The sequence below is a fragment of the Acidobacteriota bacterium genome, from assembly GCA_035471785.1.
GTDB lineage: Bacteria > Acidobacteriota > UBA6911 > RPQK01 > DATIPO01 > JANQFM01.
The window spans coordinates 45033-62001 of sequence record DATIPQ010000005.1 but is presented as its reverse complement, the minus strand read 5'-3'; the positions used below and the strand labels follow the sequence as shown (position 1 = coordinate 62001).

The following is a 16969-nucleotide window of genomic DNA, read 5'->3' as shown; positions in this document are numbered from 1 at the left end:
GAATTTCTGCATCTCAAGGATGTTTCAGCCCTCCTGAAGCGTCCCTCCGAGTCGCGCAAGGAACCCGGCACACACGTTCGAAAGGCCCTTCTCTGCACTCATTCTTTACCTTTGAATCTATGGTACTGTTCTAATCAAACGAAACCTGCGAAGGGGAAGAAGCCATCGGCAAAAGTGGCGGAAAGGATAGAACATGACGGTCAATCGGCAATGGCAGTTGGTCTCCCGTCCCGAGGGGCGGCTCGAGGAATCGGACTTCAAGTGGGTGGAGGGCGGACTGGATCCCCTGCAGCAAGGCCAAGTGCGGGTGCGGGTCATCTACCTCTCCTTGGATCCGGCCAACCGCGGATGGGCCAACGAGGAACCCTCCTACCGGGAGCCGGTTCAGCTCAACCGGGTCATGGACGGCATCGCCGTGGGCCAGGTGGAGGAATCCAAGCATTCCGGCTTCAAAAAGGGCGATCATGTCCAAGGCCTGCTGGGATGGCAGGAGTACGCCGCGCTGGCGGGCGAGCAACTGACCAAACTGCCCGAGCTGCCCGTCCCCCTGACCGCCTACCTGGGAGTGCTGGGGCACATCGGGCTGACGGCCTACTTCGGACTGCTGGATGTGGCCGATCCAAAGGAGGGAGAGACGCTGGTGGTCTCAGCCGCCGCCGGAGCGGTCGGTTCGCTGGTGGGACAGATCGGCAAGATCAAGGGCTGCCGCGTCATCGGCATCGCCGGAAGCGGCGAAAAATGCCGTTGGATCACTGAAGACCTGGGATTCGACGCCTCCATCAACTACAAGAGCGAGGACGTCTACGAGCGCCTCGAGGAAACCTGTCCCCAGGGCATCGACATCTACTTCGAAAACGTGGGCGGAAAGATTCTGGACGCCGTCTTGGCGCGCATGAACCGCTACGGGCGCATCCCCGTCTGCGGACTCATCTCCCAGTACAACGCCACAGAGCCGGTCCCAGGTCCCTACAACTTCGTGCGCATCCTCACCCAGCGCCTCAAGGTGCAGGGCTTTATCGTGATGGATTACCTGAACCGCAGCGACGAGGCCTTCCAGCACTTGGCTCCCTGGCTGATGGAAGGCCGCCTCAAGTACCGCCTGGACGTCCGCGAGGGACTGCAAAACGCGCCCCAAGCCCTCAACGACCTCTTCGAAGGCGCCAACCAGGGCAAACTCATCCTGCAAGTCGGTCCCGAGTCATAGCAAGCGACCCGCGTTGTCGGAAACTCCATGGTCTTGACAAGAGCGGAGAGAGTGAGCTAAGATGCGTTGGAAACTTATAAAACTCATTCAGTTTTCTAGGGAGCAGACTCGCAATTGCAACAAGGCGCAGCGCAGAACAAGATCAGACAGGCGGCCGAGGAGGCCTTCTTCAGGGACGGCATCCGGGCCGTGACCATGGACGAGTTGGCCCGGCGCCTGGGCATGAGCAAGCGGACGCTCTATCAGCACTTCGACTCCAAGCGAGCCCTGCTGCGGGAGGTGCTGCTGGGGCGAACCCGGCATATCGACCAGGTGCTGCGCGACGCCACGGCTCGGCAATACGGCGACTTCGCCGAAAAGCTGCGCGTCGTCCTCAAGCGCCTGGCCCAGGCCCTGCCCCAGCCTTCGCAGCGCTTCTTCCGCGATTTGCGCGGCGGCGCCCCCGAGGTGTGGCAGGAACTGGTGCAGGAACGCGAGCGGATACTCAGCTCTCATTTCCGCCGCCTGCTTCAAGAGGGCCGGCAGCAGCACGCTCTTCGCGAGGACCTCAGCACCGACCTCATCCTGCGCATCTTCCTCTCCATGGTTCAGGGACTGATCACGCCCCAGGTGCTGGCGGAACTGCCGCTTTCCGCCGGCCAGGTTCTGGATCGGATCGTCGCCGTCCTGATGACGGGTATCCTCACCCCGGGCAGGGACGGCAAAGGCGAAAAGCGGCAACTGACAGGTGAAAACGACGCATGAGACGACTATTGACCGTAGCGTTTTCGCTCCTGCTGGGGACGGCGCCCAGCGTTGAGGCTGCCGACACCCTTCGCCTCAGCTTGGCCGAGGCCGTCCAGATGGCGCTTGCTCCCCAGGGCAACCTCAGGGTGGAAGCGGCCCGCGCCGATCTGGAAGCGGCACGGGCCAGGACTGACATCAGCCGTGGGGCCCTGCTTCCTCACCTGCGGGCTCTCGTCGACCAGCGGCGGCTGACCCGCAATCTGGAAGCTCTAGGCCTGCGCGACCAGGGAGGCAACTTCCGCCCGCCCCGGCTTGTCGGGCCCTTCAGCACCTTCGACGCCCGCGCCCAGATCGACCAAACGGTCTTCGACTGGAGTGCGCTGAAAGAGCTGCAAGCATCCGAGGCTTCGGCTGAGGGCGCCCTTCACGACCTGGAGCGCACCCGCGATCTGGTGGCTGCCGAGGTGTGCCGCATCTATTTGCAGGCCCTGCGGGCCCGGGCCGACCTTGAAGCCGCCCAGGCCGACGTTGAGCTGGCCCGTTCGCTCTTGGAAACAGCCGGGCGCCGCCTGCAAGCCGGCACAGGCATCCGCCTGGAGGAGACTCGGGCCGCTGTCCAACTGTCCAATCAGCAGCAGCGCCTGCTGGTGGCTCAGAACCGGCTGGGACGGGCCTACCTGCACCTGCAGCGCGTCATCGGAGCCGAAATCGGCGCACCCATCGAACTCACCGATCGGCTGGAGCGAGATTCTGCTCCCTTGATGGACGCCCGCCAGGCCGACGAGACGGCCCGCGCCTCGCGTCCTGACCTGAAAGCGCTCGAGGACCAGGTGCGCAGCGCTCAAAGACGTGTGCGGGCCGCCTGGGCCCGCCACCTGCCCTCGGTGGCGGCGTTCGCCGACTACGGTTCCAGCGGCATTTATGCCGATGATTCCCTGCCCACCTGGACGCTGGGCTTGCGCCTTGACATCCCCATTTTCCAGGGGGGACGCCTGAAGGCCCAGCAAGCCGAAGCGAGGGCGCTGCTGCGGCGCCGCCAAGCCCTCCTGCAAGACCTGCGCCAGGAAGTCGAGCTGGAAGTGCGCCTGGCCCTGACCGGGGCCCGCCTGGCCGACCAGCAGGTGCAGGTGTCGCGAGAAGGTCTGGACCTGGCACAAGAAGAACTGGAGCGGGCGCAACGCCGCTACCGGGCCGGCGTGGCCAATTCGCTGGAGGTCACCGAAGCTCAAGCCAGCCTGGAGCGCGCACGCGAGAACTATAATTCGGCGCTCTTCGAAAGCGGCACGGCCCGCGTCGAACTGCGGGCTGCCATCGGAACCATCAGGAGCCATTTGGGACCGATCGGGCAGAGGGAGGAATAGCAAGATGAAGAAGACTGGGTTGGCTTTGCTCGTCCTGGCCGGGCTGGCAGTCACGGCCTGGCTGCTGTGGCCTGTCCCGCAAGCGAGCGACAGAATCAGCCTCACCGGCAACATTGAGATGACTGAAGTCCAGGTGGCTTTCAAAAGGGCCGGCCGAATCGAAGAGATCAGGGTCGCGGAGGGCGAACCGGTAGAGGCGGGCAGCCTGCTGGCCAGCCTGGACGATGAGGAGTTGCGGCAGCGGCGCCGGGAAGCCTTGGCGGCACTCAAGGCGGCCTCGGCTCGGGTTGACGAATTGAGGGCCCAGAGAGCCTTCCAGCAGGAGAGCCTGGAAAGCACCGTGGAGGAGCGCCAATCGGCCCTGCAGGCTCAGCGCTCCCTGCTGCAAGAGTTGCTCTCAGGCACCCGAAAGCAGGAGATCGAAGAGGCTGACGCCGCCCTCAGGCGGGCCCGCTCCAGGCTGTCCAAGGCCGAGAGCGACTACAAGCGCGCCCAGCCGCTGGTGGAGCACGAAGACATCTCGCGCCAGCAATTCGACCAGGTCGAAACGGCCTACCAAACCGCTCAGGCCGAGGCGGAGCAGGCCAGCCAGCGCCTCGACCTGTTGCGGGAGGGTCCTCGCCAAGAAGACATCGAGGCAGCCCGGTCGCGAGTCCGACAGGCCCAGGCCCAACTCAGGCTGGCGCAGGCTGGAAGCCTGGACATCGAACGCCTCTCGCGCTCCATCGAGACCGCTCGGGCTGAGATCGAACGGGCCCAAGCGCGGGTCAGCCAGATCGAATCCCAGTTGGACGACACGCAAGCCTTGTCTCCTATCGACGGCGTGGTGCTCTTGAAGAGCGGCCAAGCGGGCGAAGTGGTGGCAGCGGGCACCCCCATCCTCAGCCTGGGAGACTATGCCCGGCCCTGGATGCGCGCCTACATTCCCGAAAACCTGCTGGGACGGGTCAAGTTGGGCTCGCCGGTGCAGGTCAGCACCGATTCCTATCCGGGCAAGGTCTACCGCGGAGAGATCACCTTCATCGCCTCTGAGGCCGAGTTCACGCCCCGTCAGGTGCTGACCCCGGAGCAGCGTTCGCGGCTTGTCTACCGCATCAAGATCAGCCTCGAGAATCCGCGGGGCGAACTCAAGCTCAACATGCCCTGCGACGTCGAGATCCCCTTGCAGCCTGCCCGACAAGACCTGAACGAGGAGGAACCAGCGGCATGAGCCGGGAGGCGGCGGTCGTGTGCCGGGATCTGCGCAAGCGCTTCGGCAATCTGGAAGCGGTTGGCGGCCTTGACCTGCGCGTTGAGCGGGGCGAGATCTTCGGTCTGGTGGGACCCGACGGAGCCGGCAAGACCACCACTTTCCGCATGCTCTGCGGACTGTTGGCGCCCGATGGCGGCCAAGCCCTGGTGGACGGCCACCGCATCGAAGCGGGCAAGCGGCCCGGATACCAGCTCAAGGACAGCCTGGGCTACATGCCCCAGCGCTTTGGACTCTACTTCGACCTCAGCGTGGAGGAGAATATGCGCTTCTACGCCGACCTGTTCGGGCTGGACCCGAAAACCCTGAGTGAGCGGGGAAGCCGGCTGCTGCAGATGACCCGCCTGCAGGACTTTCTCTCGCGCCCGGCCGGAAAACTGTCGGGAGGAATGAAACAGAAGTTGGGTCTGACCTGCGCGCTGCTGCACCAGCCGCGGATCTTGTTGCTGGACGAGCCCACCAACGGCGTCGACCCCGTCTCGCGGCGCGAGTTCTGGAGAATCCTCAGCGGCTTGACGGACCAGGGCATCACCATCCTGCTGGCCACCGCCTACCTGGACGAAGCCGAACGCTGCGACCGGGTGGGGCTGATGTACGAGGGGCGTCTGGTGGCTTGCGACAAGCCCGGCCAACTGCGCCGCGCCCGGGCCTCGGGCATGGAAGAAGAGCTGCCCTCCATGGAAGAAACCTTTGTCGCCCTGGTGCGGCAACAGCACCTCGACAATAGCCGAGACCAGCAAAGCGAGGCCCGTTCATGAAGGGAGTGCAGGTGCAGGATCTCAGCCGCAAGTTCGGCGATTTCGTGGCCGTCGACGGGGTCAGCTTCAGAGTCGAGCCGGGCGAGATCTTCGGCTTCCTGGGCTCCAACGGAGCCGGCAAGACCACCACCATCCGCATGCTCTGCGGACTCCTCAGACCGACTTCGGGAGAAGCCAGCGTAGAAGGCTATGACGTCTACCTCCAACCCGAACGGATCAAGCAGAGCATCGGATACATGTCGCAACGCTTTTCCCTCTACGACGAGTTGACCGTGTCCGAGAACCTGCGCTTTTTCGGGGGCGTTTACGGGCTGCGCGGCCAGGAGGGGCGGCGGCGGCGGCGAGAAATCGCCCAACGACTGGGCCTGCAAGAGCGGCGGCGGGAATTGACGCGCCGCCTGCCGGGAGGCTGGAAGCAGCGTCTGGCTTTGGGCTGCGCCATACTCCACGATCCCCCCATCCTCTTTTTGGACGAGCCCACTTCGGGGGTCGATCCCATCGCCCGCCGCGAGTTCTGGAAGCTCATCAGAGCCCTCTCTCAGCAGGGGCGGACCATCTTCGTCACCACCCACTACATGGACGAAGCCGAGCACTGTCATCGGCTGGCTCTCATGCACGCCGGACGCATCATCGCCCTCGACTCGCCCAGGGCCCTCAAACGCCGGATCGACGAGAAGGGCCGCACCGGCATCGAAGAGGTCTTCGTGCAGCTCATCGAACGCGAGGTGGAAGAGCGCCGCAAGGAGGAGAAGCCATGAAAGACCTCCGCTGGCGGCGCGTGCGGGCCATGGCCCGCAAGGAGGCCTGGCACATCCTGCGCGACAAGCGCAGCCTGCTCATGGCCCTGGCCCTTCCCGCCCTCATGCTGCTGCTCTTCGGCTGGGCCCTCACGCTCGACGTCGACCGTCTCCCCATCCTGGTGCTCGATCAGGACCGTACGCCGGCTTCGCGTGAGCTTGTTTCCCTCTTCCAGGGTTCGCGCTATTTCGAGATCTTGGGAGAAGCCCACGACTATGCCCAGTTGGAAGCCTTCATCAACCGGGGACGCGCCCTGGGAGGACTGGCCATCCAGCGGGGCTTTCAAAGAGACCTGCAGCGAGGTCTGCGCCCGGCCGTCCAGTTCCTGCTCGACGGCTCCGACTCCAACACTGCCTCCATCGGACTGGGCTACGCCGAGAACGTCGTCGCCGACTTCTCAAGGCGCACCGATTTATCCCCATCCGGCGCCTGGGTGGAAGGCAAGCCGAGACCTCCCCTGGAGCTGCGCCAGCGCATTTGGTACAACGCCGAACTGGAATCGAAGAACTACGTCGTACCGGGCCTGGTGGCCGTCATCCTGATGCTGATCGCAGCCCTGCTCACCTCGTTGACCATCGCACGCGAGCAGGAGAGCGGCACCCTGGAGCAACTCCTCTCCACACCGGTCCGACCCGGCGAGATCATCCTGGGCAAGATGGCCGCTTACTTCGCCCTGGGCATCATCGACGCCCTCATCGCCGTCGTCATGGGGGTAGCCGTCTTCCAGGTGCCGCTGCGCGGCAGCCTGCTGCTGCTGGCGGCCGGATGCGCCCTCTATCTCTTCGGAGCCTTGTGCTGGGGAATCCTCATCTCGGCCGCCGCCGACTCTCAGCTTCTGGCCTTCCAGTTGGGCATGATGAGTTCCTTCCTTCCTGCCTTCCTGCTGTCGGGATTCGTCTTCGCCATCGACAACATGCCCGGGCCCATTCAAGCCTTTACCCACCTGGTGCCGGCCCGCTACTTCGTCTCCATCCTGCGGGGGATCTTCCTCAAGGCATCAGGACTGCAGGTGCTGGCCTGGGAATTCGTCCTGCTGACGATCTTCGGCTTGCTCGTCTTCTTGGCGGCCACCCGCAGCCTCTCGCGCAAGGCGGTCACATGAACCTGGGACGGATCCGCCACATCATCCTCAAGGAGATACTGGTCACCTTCCGGGACGCCAAGATGCGGGCCATGCTGATCGGGCCGCCGCTGCTTCAACTCATCATCTTCGGCTACGCCGTCAACCTCGACGTGGGACTCAGCCGTCTGGCCTGGCTGGACCGGGACGGAACTGCCCAATCGCGGGAACTGGCCGGAGCCTTGCAGGGCTCCCGCTACTTCCGCATCAGCCGACAGCCCGCAAACGAGCGCCAGATGGAATCGCTCCTGGAACGGGGCAGCGTGACCGCCGCGGTTCATGTGATGCCCGGCTTCGGCCGCGACGTCATCTCCGGCAGGCCGGGAGCCGTGCAGGTGCTGGTTGACGGATCGGACTCCAACACCGCCTCCATCGTCTCCGGCTATCTGACCCGCGCGCTCAACCAGGCCGGCGCCCGGCTTCGGCCCACCGAGGCGACCACCCTGCAGCGGGTGGAGCTGCGCAGCCGCGTCTGGTTCAATCCCGACCTGCGCAGCCAGGACTACTTCGTGCCCGGAGTGGTGGTCAACATCATCGGACTGGTGACCATCCTTCTCACTTCGATGGCCGTGGTGAGGGAAAAGGAAATCGGCACCCTGGAGCAGTTGATGGTGACCCCCATCAGCCGCCTCGAACTGATGCTGGGCAAGACGCTGCCTTTCGCCGTGGTGGGGTTGGCCGAGATGGCCCTGGTTACGCTGACGGCCCTGCTGGTGTTCGACATCCCGCTGGCAGGATCGTGGAGCATGCTGCTGCTGGGATCGGCCCTCTTCATCCCTACCACCCTGGGAGTGGGACTTCTCATCTCGACGGTTTCCAATACCCAGCAGCAGGCCGTGATGGGATCGTTTTTCTTCTTCCTGCCCTCGTTTCTACTGAGCGGATTCGCCTTTCCCATCCGCAACATGCCCGAACCAGTCCAGTGGATCACCCTGGCCAATCCCATGCGCTATTTTCTCGAGCTGGTGCGGGGCGTCTTTCTCAAGGGCACCGGACTGGAAATCCTGTGGCCGCAATGCCTGGTCCTGACGCTGATGGCCGCCGCCACCATCGCCCTCAGCACCTGGCGCTTCCAAAAGCGAAACCAGTGAAGTGCGGCTTGCCATTGGCGAGGTTCGAACGGGCCAACCGCCCCAATCAGCCCAACGGATTATTCCAGCGTAAGCCTCTGAAGCGGGAGAAGTGGGCGTTATTGGAATGCAGCTCGCACTGGTGCTCGATGGCCAGGGAAGCGAGATGAGCGTCGGTACAGAGGTTGCCGCCGACTCCGGCATCCTCCAGCAAACCCTGAAAAATCTCGAGATGACGCTGTCCGGGCAGCACGATCTGAACGTGAGATCTGCTGTCAAGATGCCGGCATCAGCGACGGCCAGGAAGAGGGAAGATTTCACGGCGCTGGAGCCGTCCAAGCGGGCATGAGAGTATTCAGGATCTTCCTCGTTGTCGTTGCGGCGTCGGGCTGGGCGTCTCAGGCCAGGGGCCAGGAAATCGAAGCCTTCTCGGTGCCTGCCTTCGCCAAGGCCGGAGAGCAGGTCGAGGCGGTCTTGGTTGTAGGCCGGGACGACACAAGCACTGTGGAATTAGAAATCGTGGAGTTTCATTACTTCCACCATCCCGAGTTGGCGCCGGAACCCGATCGCTGGCCGCATGACAGGCAGATGGCCCACATGAAAGACGTGCTGGAGGGACGGGCGCAAGCCTATCAGCCTTCTCTCGATGACCCCAAAGTCCGTCAGATTCTGGACAGCAGAATGCCCCGGCGCCGCCTCCCCATGGAGCGGCGGGAAGACGGGAGCTACCGGGCGCGGTGGACGGCCGGGCACGGACGCTTCTACCTGCGTCCCTACATCGACGGCCAAGCGGCTGACCGGCTCGCTTCACTGCGCGTCCATTGCAGCCAGCCTCGTCTCGACGTCATCCGTCATTTGGCCGACCTGGTGGAGCGCTCGCGGCAGGCCGCTGAAGAGCGTCAAAGCGAACAAGCCCTGGCCCTGCTTTCCCAAGCCGACGGCGCTTTCCGGAAGGGGCACGGCCTCAGGTTCATGCTCACCCACCACGGCTTCGACCCGGCTCCGATTGAGGACGGACTGTCCCAAGCGCGCCGCGCTCTCACGTCTTCCAAGCCCATTGAGGCAGCCTCTCTCCTCAGCGATCTGCTCAAGCGCCTGCAGGAAATGGAAGGGCGCTTTCGGCAAATCGAACTCTAGAGCTCAAGGTTCAGGGAAGGCGCGGCCGGCTCGGTTCCTGGACAACGGGCAGGCGCCGGAAGAGCTCATGAGCTTGAAGGCATGGAATCGCTTTCCACGATCTTGGCGGCCCCTTGGATGGACATGAACTCGCCCAGGTTGTCCATGGTCACCATGCCGACCAGGCGTCCGTCCTTGAGGATGGGCAGGGAGCGGCAAGTGCATTGGCGCAGGCGGTTGAAGACGGTTTCCATCATCTCGTTGGGCTCGGCCACCTGAAAATCGGTTTGCATGACGTCGTGGACCCGAGTTTCCTCGCCCTGGTTGCGCAAGGCGCTGATGAGGTCGGAGCGGGTCAGCACGCCGATCAGTTCGCCGTCGCGGTCCACCACCGGAAAATCGTGCTGGAATCCCGCCAGCAGATGATCGACTCCCTGGCGCAGCGAGTCGCTGGCCTCGAGAGTGCGGAACTCGGTGATCATGGCGTGGGAAATGGGCAGCCCCGACATGGCGGACTTGATCTGTACCATTCCCGACTCCTCGCTGGCTCCCAGCCAGACGAAGAGGGCGATGAAGATCAGGAAGGGATTCCAAAGAAGCCCCAGGAAGCCGAAGAGCAGCGCCATGCCCTGGCCGATGGAAGCCGCTACCTGGGTGGCCTTGACATAGTCCATGCGCAAGGCCAGCAGGGCCCGCAGGACGCGCCCGCCGTCCATGGGGAAGGCTGGAAGCATGTTGAAGGCGGCCAGCATGACGTTGATGGCCGCCATCTGGGTCAGGAAGGAACCGGTGACCATCTCCACGTCCTGCAGCCGGCCCGTGCCCCACAATCCCACCACGGAGGCGATGAAGATGACGGCCAGCACCACGTTGACGGCGGGTCCGGCCAAGGCCACTACGAGTTCCTGGCGCGGGTCTTCGGGCATTTTCTCCAAACGGGCCACGCCCCCGATGGGAAGCAGGGTGATGTCGCGCGTTTCGATGCCATAGCGGCGAGCCGTCAAGGCGTGCCCCAGCTCGTGCAAAACCACGATTCCGAAGACAGCCAGGATGAGGACCAGACCGTTGAGAACCCCCTCCAGAGTCCCGGTTTGGTTGTAGTAAATCCATCCCACCCACCCCAGAATGAGGACGAAGGTGAGGTGCATATAAACGTCGATCCCGGCCAGGCGGCCGAGCTTGATAGACCATTTCATGGCAAATCCGAATCGAAGCCCTGTTCAACTACGCTTCTCGCCCCACAGGGTGAGGACGAGCTCGCGGGCGCCGCCGTTGTTGCGGTGCTCACACAAGTAAAGACCCTGCCAGGTGCCCAGCTTCAACTTGCCGTCGCTGATGGGAAGCGTCAGCCCGCTGCCCAGCAAGGAGGCCTTGATGTGGGCCGGCATGTCGTCCGGCCCTTCCAAGGTGTGTTCATAGTATGGCTGATTTTCCGGGACCATGCGGTCGAAATGGCGCTCCATGTCCCCGCGCACGTCGGGCGAGGCGTTTTCGTTGAGGGAGAGCGAGGCCGAGGTGTGGAGGATGAACACATGAAGCAGCCCCACGCTGTACTCCTCCAGCTCCGGCAACTGCTCCACGACCTCCCGCGTAATCAGGTGAAACCCGCGTCGACGGGGCTTGAGCCGTACTTGTCTTTGCGTCCACGCCATACCCGCTCAACTTAACAGATTGCTTCCCAGTGGAGCTACTGATGCGGCATGTGCCCGCTTGAAAGAATACTAGCGGCAGTGAATGCTGGAGCCGCGGGAGCGTAGACTTGGGCGGGAGAAAGGAAACTGGCGATGAGCGTGATTGGAGTCAGCGGCTTGAGATTCCGCTATCCCCGCGCGGCCGAGGAGGCGCTGAAGGGTTTTGACTTCGAGATACGGGAAGGCGAGATCTTCGGCTTCCTGGGGCCCAGCGGGTCGGGCAAGTCGACCACCCAGAAAATCCTGACCGGATTGCTGCCGGAATTCGAGGGGCAGGCCACGGTCCTGGGACAAGGCATCGGCAAGTGGGGGCGAGGACTCTACCAGAGAGTCGGGATTTCCTTCGAGTATCCAACCCATTTCTTGAAGCTCACGGCCCTGGAGAATTTGAGCTACTACGGAGCGCTCTTCGAAGGAGAGCGGCGCTCGCCTCAGCAGGTATTGGAGTGGGTGGGGCTGGGAGGCGAAGGCCAGAAGCGGGTGGAGGAGTATTCCAAGGGCATGAAGAACCGGCTCAGCCTGGCCCGCTCCCTGCTTCACAGGCCCGACGTCCTCTTTCTGGACGAGCCCACAGCCGGACTCGACCCCAAGAACGCCCGCCTGGTGCGGGACTTGATCAGGCAGGAAAACGAGAACGGCTGCACCGTCTTTCTCACCAGCCACGACATGCACCTGGTGGACGCGCTCTGCCACCGGGCCGCTTTCCTGGTGGAGGGGCGTATTTCAACCGTGGGCGTCCCCGGAGATTTGAAGCTGAGGCACGGGAAGAGGGAAGTCAACCTCCGTTACGAGGCCGAGGGGGAAGTCGAAGAGGCCGCCTTCAGCCTTGAGGGGCTGGGGGACAATCCCGAGTTCCTGGCCTTGTTGCGTTCGGGACGCGTGCTCACCATGCATTCGCGCGAGGCGACCCTGGAGGACGTCTTCATCGAGGTCACCGGCGAATACCTGCACTAGGAGACGGATTCAATGCGCCCAAGTTCAACGGCGGACGTGCAGTTGCAGACACCATGGGATTGGCCTCGGCTGCGCCTTCTGCTGGTCACATTGCGGCGTGACCTCCGCATCCAGGTCAGGCAGGGATTCATCGTCGCTTCGGCCCTGGTCGTGGCGGTGATGCTGGCCGTCCTGCAGTGGATTCCCCAGGAAATGCGCATCCCCATGGCGCCGCTGCTCATCTTCGGAGAGCTCTTCATGGGGACGTTCTTCTTCCTGGCCGCGCTGCTGATTCTCGAAAAGGAAGAGGGTTCGCTGGCGGCCCTGGCGGTAACGCCCCTGCCCTTCGGCTTCTACCTGGGATCCAAGGCGCTGGTCCTGACGGGAATCGTGGCCGGCGAATCCCTCTTGCTGGTGTTGCTGGGACTTCGGGTCTCTTTTGACGCGGCCGCTCTTTTCGCGGGCGTGATGGGGATGGGGATCATCATGACTTTGCTGGGCTTCCTGGCGGCCGCCCGCCATGACTCGGTCAATACCTTCCTCTTTCCTTCCATGCTGTGGGCGACCGGGCTGGTTCTTCCCTTCCCGGCCGCCTTCGGGATGGCCCCTTACTGGGTAACCGCCTGGCATCCGGTAGCGGCGGGAATGGGTTTGCTGCAGGGAGCGTTTGCCCGCCGCGCCTGGATCTGGACTCTGGCCGACACCGCCATCCTGGCCGGCTGGGCGCTGCTATTGGCCTGGCTGTGCGGCAAGGCCTACCGGCGCTGGATCGTCCAGCGGGGGGGCTGGAATGTCTGAAGTCAAGCGCCTCTTCGTCCTGCTGGGGATCGACCGCCGCCTGGTGCTGCGCGACAGCCTGCTGCGCTGGATGGTGGTCTTTCCCCTGGCCCTCTTTCTGGTGCTGGTCTGGGGGCTGCCGATGCTGGCCGGACTGCTGGCCGAGGTCTATCAGGTCGAGCTGGGGGACTACGAACCCCTCATCGCCGTCATGGTGCTGGGAATCCTTCCCGGCAGCTACGGCTTCGTGCTGGGATTTCTGCTGCTGGAGGAGCGCGACCAGCACACCCGCGAAGCCCTCAGCGTCACGCCTCTGCATCCCGCCACCTACCTGCTGGGCCGTTTGGGATACACGGTCTTGCTCAGCACCCTGGTGGGAGCGCTGCTGGTGCGTTGGCTGGGGCTGGCGGGCCTCTCCTGGACGCAACTGCTGGCTTGCAGCCTGGCCGCCGCCCTCTTCGGTCCGCTGATGGCCCTGGCGCTGGCCGCCTGGGCCCAGGACAAAGTGCAGGGATTCGCCCTCTACAAGGCTCTTAGCGGCGTCCAGATGCCGCTTGTGCTGGCCTACTTCGTTGACCCGCCCCTGCAACTCGCTTTCGGCATCCTCCCCAACTTCTGGGCTGCCAAAATGCTCTGGACCCTTGCCGACGCCCAAGCCTCCGGCGCGACCCCCACGACCGCCTGGCTCTACTTCGCTATCTCGCTCCTCATCCAGACAACCCTGATCCTCTGGCTCTCCCGCCGCTGGGCCCGTCGGCCTTGACAAGAGCGGCAGTCACGACCAATATCATTCTCTCGTTCTGATTGACCATTTCAACGGGGTCAGAGAAGCGACACACCATATTTCGCGGCGCGCCCTTATCCGATCACCCGCAACAGCAAGGACTTCGATCCCGCCCGCCATCCCTTCGTCAGCGCGCCCTATGAAATCTCGCCTTAAGCCTCGACGGGCTCGGCCGGGATGACGGGGACGAAGTCCAGGGTGCCGTCGGACTTGAGGTCGACTTCGACGTGCTGGCCGTCGGCGATCTCGCCCTTGAGCAGCAGCATGCCCAGCGGATTCTCGATCTCGCGCTGGATGGCCCGTTTCAAGGGGCGGGCTCCGAAGTGGGGATCGTAACCCACGTCCACCAGATGTCCCGCGGCCTCATCGCTCAGCTCGATGGTGATCTTGCGGTCTTCCAGGCGCCTTTGCAGGTAGCCCAGTTGGATGGTCACGATGGCCTTGAGGTCTTGGCGGCTGAGGGCATGGAAGACGATGGTTTCGTCGACCCGGTTGAGGAACTCGGGCCGGAAGTTGCGCCGCAACTCGCTCAACACCTCCGTCTTCATGCGCTCATAGCCTTCGCTCTCGAAGTCCCCCTGGAACTCCAGGATGCGGGTGGAGCCGATGTTGGAGGTCATGATGACGATGGTGTTCTTGAAGTTCACCGTGCGCCCGTGTCCGTCGGTCAGACGCCCGTCGTCGAGGATCTGCAGCATGCTGTTGAAGACGTCCACGTGGGCTTTTTCGATCTCGTCGAACAGGATCACCGAGTAAGGACGGCGGCGCACCGCCTCGGTGAGCTGGCCACCTTCCTCGAATCCCACGTAGCCGGGCGGCGCGCCCACCAGGCGGGCCACCGAGTGCTTCTCCTGATACTCCGACATATCGATGCGGATCATGGCCCGCTCGTCGTCGAAGAGGAACTGGGCCAGGGCCCGCGCCAGCTCGGTCTTGCCCACGCCGGTGGGCCCCAGGAAGATGAAGCTGCCGATGGGCCGTTCGGGGTCCTTGAGTCCCGAGCGGGCCCGGATGACGGCTTGAGACACGGCATGGACGGCTTCGTCCTGCCCCACCACCCGCTTGTGCAGTTCTTCCTCCAGGTGAAGCAGCTTTTCCGTTTCCCCTTCCATCAGACGGGAAACCGGCACGCCGCTCCAGCGGGAAACCACCTGGGCCACGTCCTCTTCCGAGACTTCCTCTTTGAGCAGACGGCTCTGGGATTGCTTTTGATGCAGCGTTTCCTCTTGCTTCTTGAGCTGCTTCTCCAACTCCTGCATGCGGCCGTAGCGCAACTCGGCGGCTTTGTTGAGGTCATATTCGCGTTCCGCCTTCTCGATCTCGGTGCGGGTGCGCTCGATTTCTTCGCGGATGTCGCGGAGCTTCTGAACCGCCTCCTTTTCAGACTGCCATTGAGCCTGCAGGGCGTCGAAGGAACCCTTGGCGTTGGCCAGTTCTTCCTCCAGCTTGTCGAGGCGCTGGCGGGAGGCTTCGTCCTTCTCTTTCTTGAGAGCCTCGCGCTCGATTTCAAGCTGCATGACGCGGCGCCGGATCTCGTCCAGTTCAGCCGGCATGGAATCCATTTCGGTGCGCAGCTTGGCGGCCGCTTCGTCCATCAAATCGATGGCCTTGTCGGGCAGAAAGCGGTCGGAGATGTAGCGGTTGGAAAGCACCGCGGCCGACACCAGTGCTGCGTCCTGGATGCGCACGCCGTGATGCACTTCGTAGCGCTCCTTGAGGCCGCGCAGGATGGAAATGGTGTCTTCCACCGAAGGCTGATCGACCAGCACCGGCTGAAAACGCCGTTCCAGCGCGGCGTCTTTTTCCACGTGCTTGCGGTACTCGTCCAGAGTGGTGGCGCCGATGCAGTGCAGTTCTCCGCGGGCCAGCATGGGCTTGAGCAGGTTGCCGGCGTCCATCGATCCCTCGGTGCGTCCGGCGCCCACCACGGTGTGCAGTTCGTCGATGAAGAGGATGATCTCTCCTTCGGCTTCCTGCACTTCTTTGAGCACGGCCTTGAGACGCTCCTCGAACTCGCCGCGGTACTTGGCGCCGGCGATCAGGGCGCCCATGTCGAGAGAGACGATGCGCTTGTTCTTGAGTCCCTCGGGCACGTCGCCGTTGACGATGCGCTGGGCCAGTCCCTCGGCGATGGCGGTCTTGCCCACGCCGGGCTCGCCGATCAGCACCGGATTGTTCTTGGTGCGCCTCGACAAGACCTGGGTGATGCGGCGGATCTCTTCGTCGCGTCCTATGACGGGATCGATCTTGCCCCGCCGGGCATCCTGGGTCAGGTCGCGCCCGTACTGCTCCAGAGCTTGATAGGTGGATTCAGGGTTCTGGGAGGTGATGCGCTGCGATCCCCTTACTTCGCGCAACGCCTTGAGCATGCGGTCGCGGGTCACGCCGAATTCCTTCAGCAACATGCCTGCCGTGCCCTTGTCGTCGAGCATGGCCAGCAGCAGATGCTCGGCCGAGACATACTGGTCTTTCAGGCCCTTGGCCTCCAACTCGGCTTGGGCCAGCAAGGTATTCAGGCGTCCGGTTATGTAAACTTTGTCGGCCTCGGCCCCCGGTCCCGAAACCGAGGGACGCCGCTCAAGATCCCCCTCGATGCGCTGTTGCAGCCCTTCCACGTTGACGTCGGCCTTGTTGAGGATGGCAGCCGTCAATCCCTTGGGCTGCACCAGCAGCGTGGCCAGCAGATGCTCGACGTCGACCTGCTGATGGCCTCTGCGCGCGGCATCGCTCTGGGCCTCCATCAGGGCTTGGCGGGCTTTCTCGGTCATTCGATTTATATCCATTTACTTTCGTCCTCAAAGGAATTCTTTTAAACTCTTCTGCGAGAGTTTATCTAAGACCCGACCGCGCCGGAAGCAAGGCCGGGGCTTAAAAAAGTTGACAAGAACAGACTCAAGTTTGATTTCAGGGACGTGACCGCATGAGTCAAGACCCGTTTCAAGAGTTGAAACAGCTCCAGCAACGCATGAAGCAGATCCTGGAGCAGAGCGTCCAATCGGGACCCTCGGCCGAAGAGTCCTCCGCACCTTCCTCCGAGCGGGCCTGGACCCCCGTCGTCGATATCCTGGAAACGGCGGAGGAGTTCGTGGTCAAGGCCGAGTTGCCCGAAGTGCAGCGAGAGGACGTGAAACTGCAGTTGACGGGCAACGTGCTGACCCTGAGCGGGCAGCGGCGGCGGCAGCCGAGGGCCGAGGGCGAAGTGGTCCACCATCAGCGCGAGCGCGCCTGGGGCCGCTTCATCCGCCACTTCAACCTGCCCGGTCACCTCGACTCGGACACCATTTCCGCCCTGCTGCGCGACGGCGTGCTGACCATCCGCTTGGCCAAGCAGAGAGAGCTCAGCCCCCGCCGCATTGAAATCAGCTAGGAGGACGTTAAGATA

17 protein-coding genes are annotated in these 16969 nt (G+C 63.5%); 14 read left to right on the top strand and 3 right to left on the bottom strand.

From position 1 onward, the window contains the following. Window positions 1-193: 193 nt before the first annotated feature. The 10 genes from VLU25_00580 (at window position 194) to VLU25_00535 (ending at window position 9423) form a co-directional block, all read left to right on the top strand. The gene (locus tag VLU25_00580; protein ID HSR66409.1) at window positions 194-1204 is read left to right on the top strand and encodes an NADP-dependent oxidoreductase; all 1011 of its coding nucleotides are present in this window, start codon (window positions 194-196) and stop codon (window positions 1202-1204) included. Window positions 1205-1318: 114 nt separating this feature from the next. Next, the gene (locus VLU25_00575; protein HSR66408.1) at window positions 1319-1948 is read left to right on the top strand and encodes a TetR/AcrR family transcriptional regulator; all 630 of its coding nucleotides are present in this window, start codon (window positions 1319-1321) and stop codon (window positions 1946-1948) included. Continuing rightward, window positions 1945-3291, top strand: a complete 1347-nt coding sequence (locus VLU25_00570) for a TolC family protein (GenBank protein ID HSR66407.1) — start codon at window positions 1945-1947, stop codon at window positions 3289-3291. Before VLU25_00575 ends, VLU25_00570 begins: the two co-directional genes overlap by 4 nt. Before the next feature lie 4 nt (window positions 3292-3295). Continuing rightward, complete coding sequence (locus tag VLU25_00565) at window positions 3296-4501, top strand: efflux RND transporter periplasmic adaptor subunit (GenBank protein ID HSR66406.1); 1206 nt, start codon at window positions 3296-3298, stop codon at window positions 4499-4501. Further along, entirely contained in the window at window positions 4498-5298 is an 801-nt protein-coding gene (locus VLU25_00560; GenBank protein HSR66405.1) for an ABC transporter ATP-binding protein, read from the top strand. The genes VLU25_00565 and VLU25_00560 overlap by 4 nt, the downstream gene beginning before the upstream one ends. Beyond that, the gene (locus VLU25_00555) at window positions 5295-6056 is read left to right on the top strand and encodes an ABC transporter ATP-binding protein (protein ID HSR66404.1); all 762 of its coding nucleotides are present in this window, start codon (window positions 5295-5297) and stop codon (window positions 6054-6056) included. The genes VLU25_00560 and VLU25_00555 overlap by 4 nt, the downstream gene beginning before the upstream one ends. Further along, complete coding sequence (locus VLU25_00550; GenBank protein HSR66403.1) at window positions 6053-7198, top strand: ABC transporter permease; 1146 nt, start codon at window positions 6053-6055, stop codon at window positions 7196-7198. Before VLU25_00555 ends, VLU25_00550 begins: the two co-directional genes overlap by 4 nt. Then, the gene (locus VLU25_00545) at window positions 7195-8307 is read left to right on the top strand and encodes an ABC transporter permease (protein HSR66402.1); all 1113 of its coding nucleotides are present in this window, start codon (window positions 7195-7197) and stop codon (window positions 8305-8307) included. The genes VLU25_00550 and VLU25_00545 overlap by 4 nt, the downstream gene beginning before the upstream one ends. Before the next feature lie 106 nt (window positions 8308-8413). Next, window positions 8414-8635, top strand: coding sequence for a hypothetical protein (locus VLU25_00540; GenBank protein HSR66401.1), 222 nt, complete (start codon window positions 8414-8416; stop codon window positions 8633-8635). After that, window positions 8632-9423: a hypothetical protein gene (locus tag VLU25_00535; protein ID HSR66400.1), complete on the top strand. Its 792-nt coding sequence runs from the start codon at window positions 8632-8634 to the stop codon at window positions 9421-9423. Before VLU25_00540 ends, VLU25_00535 begins: the two co-directional genes overlap by 4 nt. Window positions 9424-9488: 65 nt before the next feature. Here VLU25_00535 and VLU25_00530 read toward each other — a convergent pair whose 3' ends face one another. Both VLU25_00530 and VLU25_00525 read right to left on the bottom strand, forming a co-directional pair. After that, window positions 9489-10598, bottom strand: coding sequence for a site-2 protease family protein (locus tag VLU25_00530; protein HSR66399.1), 1110 nt, complete (start codon window positions 10596-10598; stop codon window positions 9489-9491). Between the two features lie 24 nt (window positions 10599-10622). Next, entirely contained in the window at window positions 10623-11054 is a 432-nt protein-coding gene (locus VLU25_00525; protein ID HSR66398.1) for a secondary thiamine-phosphate synthase enzyme YjbQ, read from the bottom strand. Between the two features lie 132 nt (window positions 11055-11186). Here VLU25_00525 and VLU25_00520 point away from each other — a divergent pair, with 132 nt between their 5' ends. From VLU25_00520 to VLU25_00510, 3 genes are read left to right on the top strand one after another with little or no spacing between them, the layout of a single operon-like run. After that, complete coding sequence (locus VLU25_00520) at window positions 11187-12047, top strand: ABC transporter ATP-binding protein (protein HSR66397.1); 861 nt, start codon at window positions 11187-11189, stop codon at window positions 12045-12047. Between the two features lie 12 nt (window positions 12048-12059). Continuing rightward, on the top strand, window positions 12060-12824 hold the full coding sequence (locus VLU25_00515) for a hypothetical protein (GenBank protein ID HSR66396.1): 765 nt from the start codon (window positions 12060-12062) through the stop codon (window positions 12822-12824). Beyond that, window positions 12817-13566 (top strand): hypothetical protein, encoded by a 750-nt coding sequence (locus tag VLU25_00510; GenBank protein ID HSR66395.1) that lies wholly within the window; start codon window positions 12817-12819, stop codon window positions 13564-13566. Before VLU25_00515 ends, VLU25_00510 begins: the two co-directional genes overlap by 8 nt. Before the next feature lie 173 nt (window positions 13567-13739). On the opposite strand, the gene clpB is transcribed toward VLU25_00510, so the two are convergent. Continuing rightward, the gene (clpB, locus tag VLU25_00505; protein HSR66394.1) at window positions 13740-16370 is read right to left on the bottom strand and encodes an ATP-dependent chaperone ClpB; all 2631 of its coding nucleotides are present in this window, start codon (window positions 16368-16370) and stop codon (window positions 13740-13742) included. A 137-nt stretch (window positions 16371-16507) separates the two neighbouring features. Between clpB and VLU25_00500 the strand changes: the two genes are divergently transcribed. Then, window positions 16508-16954, top strand: a complete 447-nt coding sequence (locus tag VLU25_00500; GenBank protein HSR66393.1) for an Hsp20/alpha crystallin family protein — start codon at window positions 16508-16510, stop codon at window positions 16952-16954. The last annotated feature ends 15 nt before the right edge of the window (window positions 16955-16969 follow it).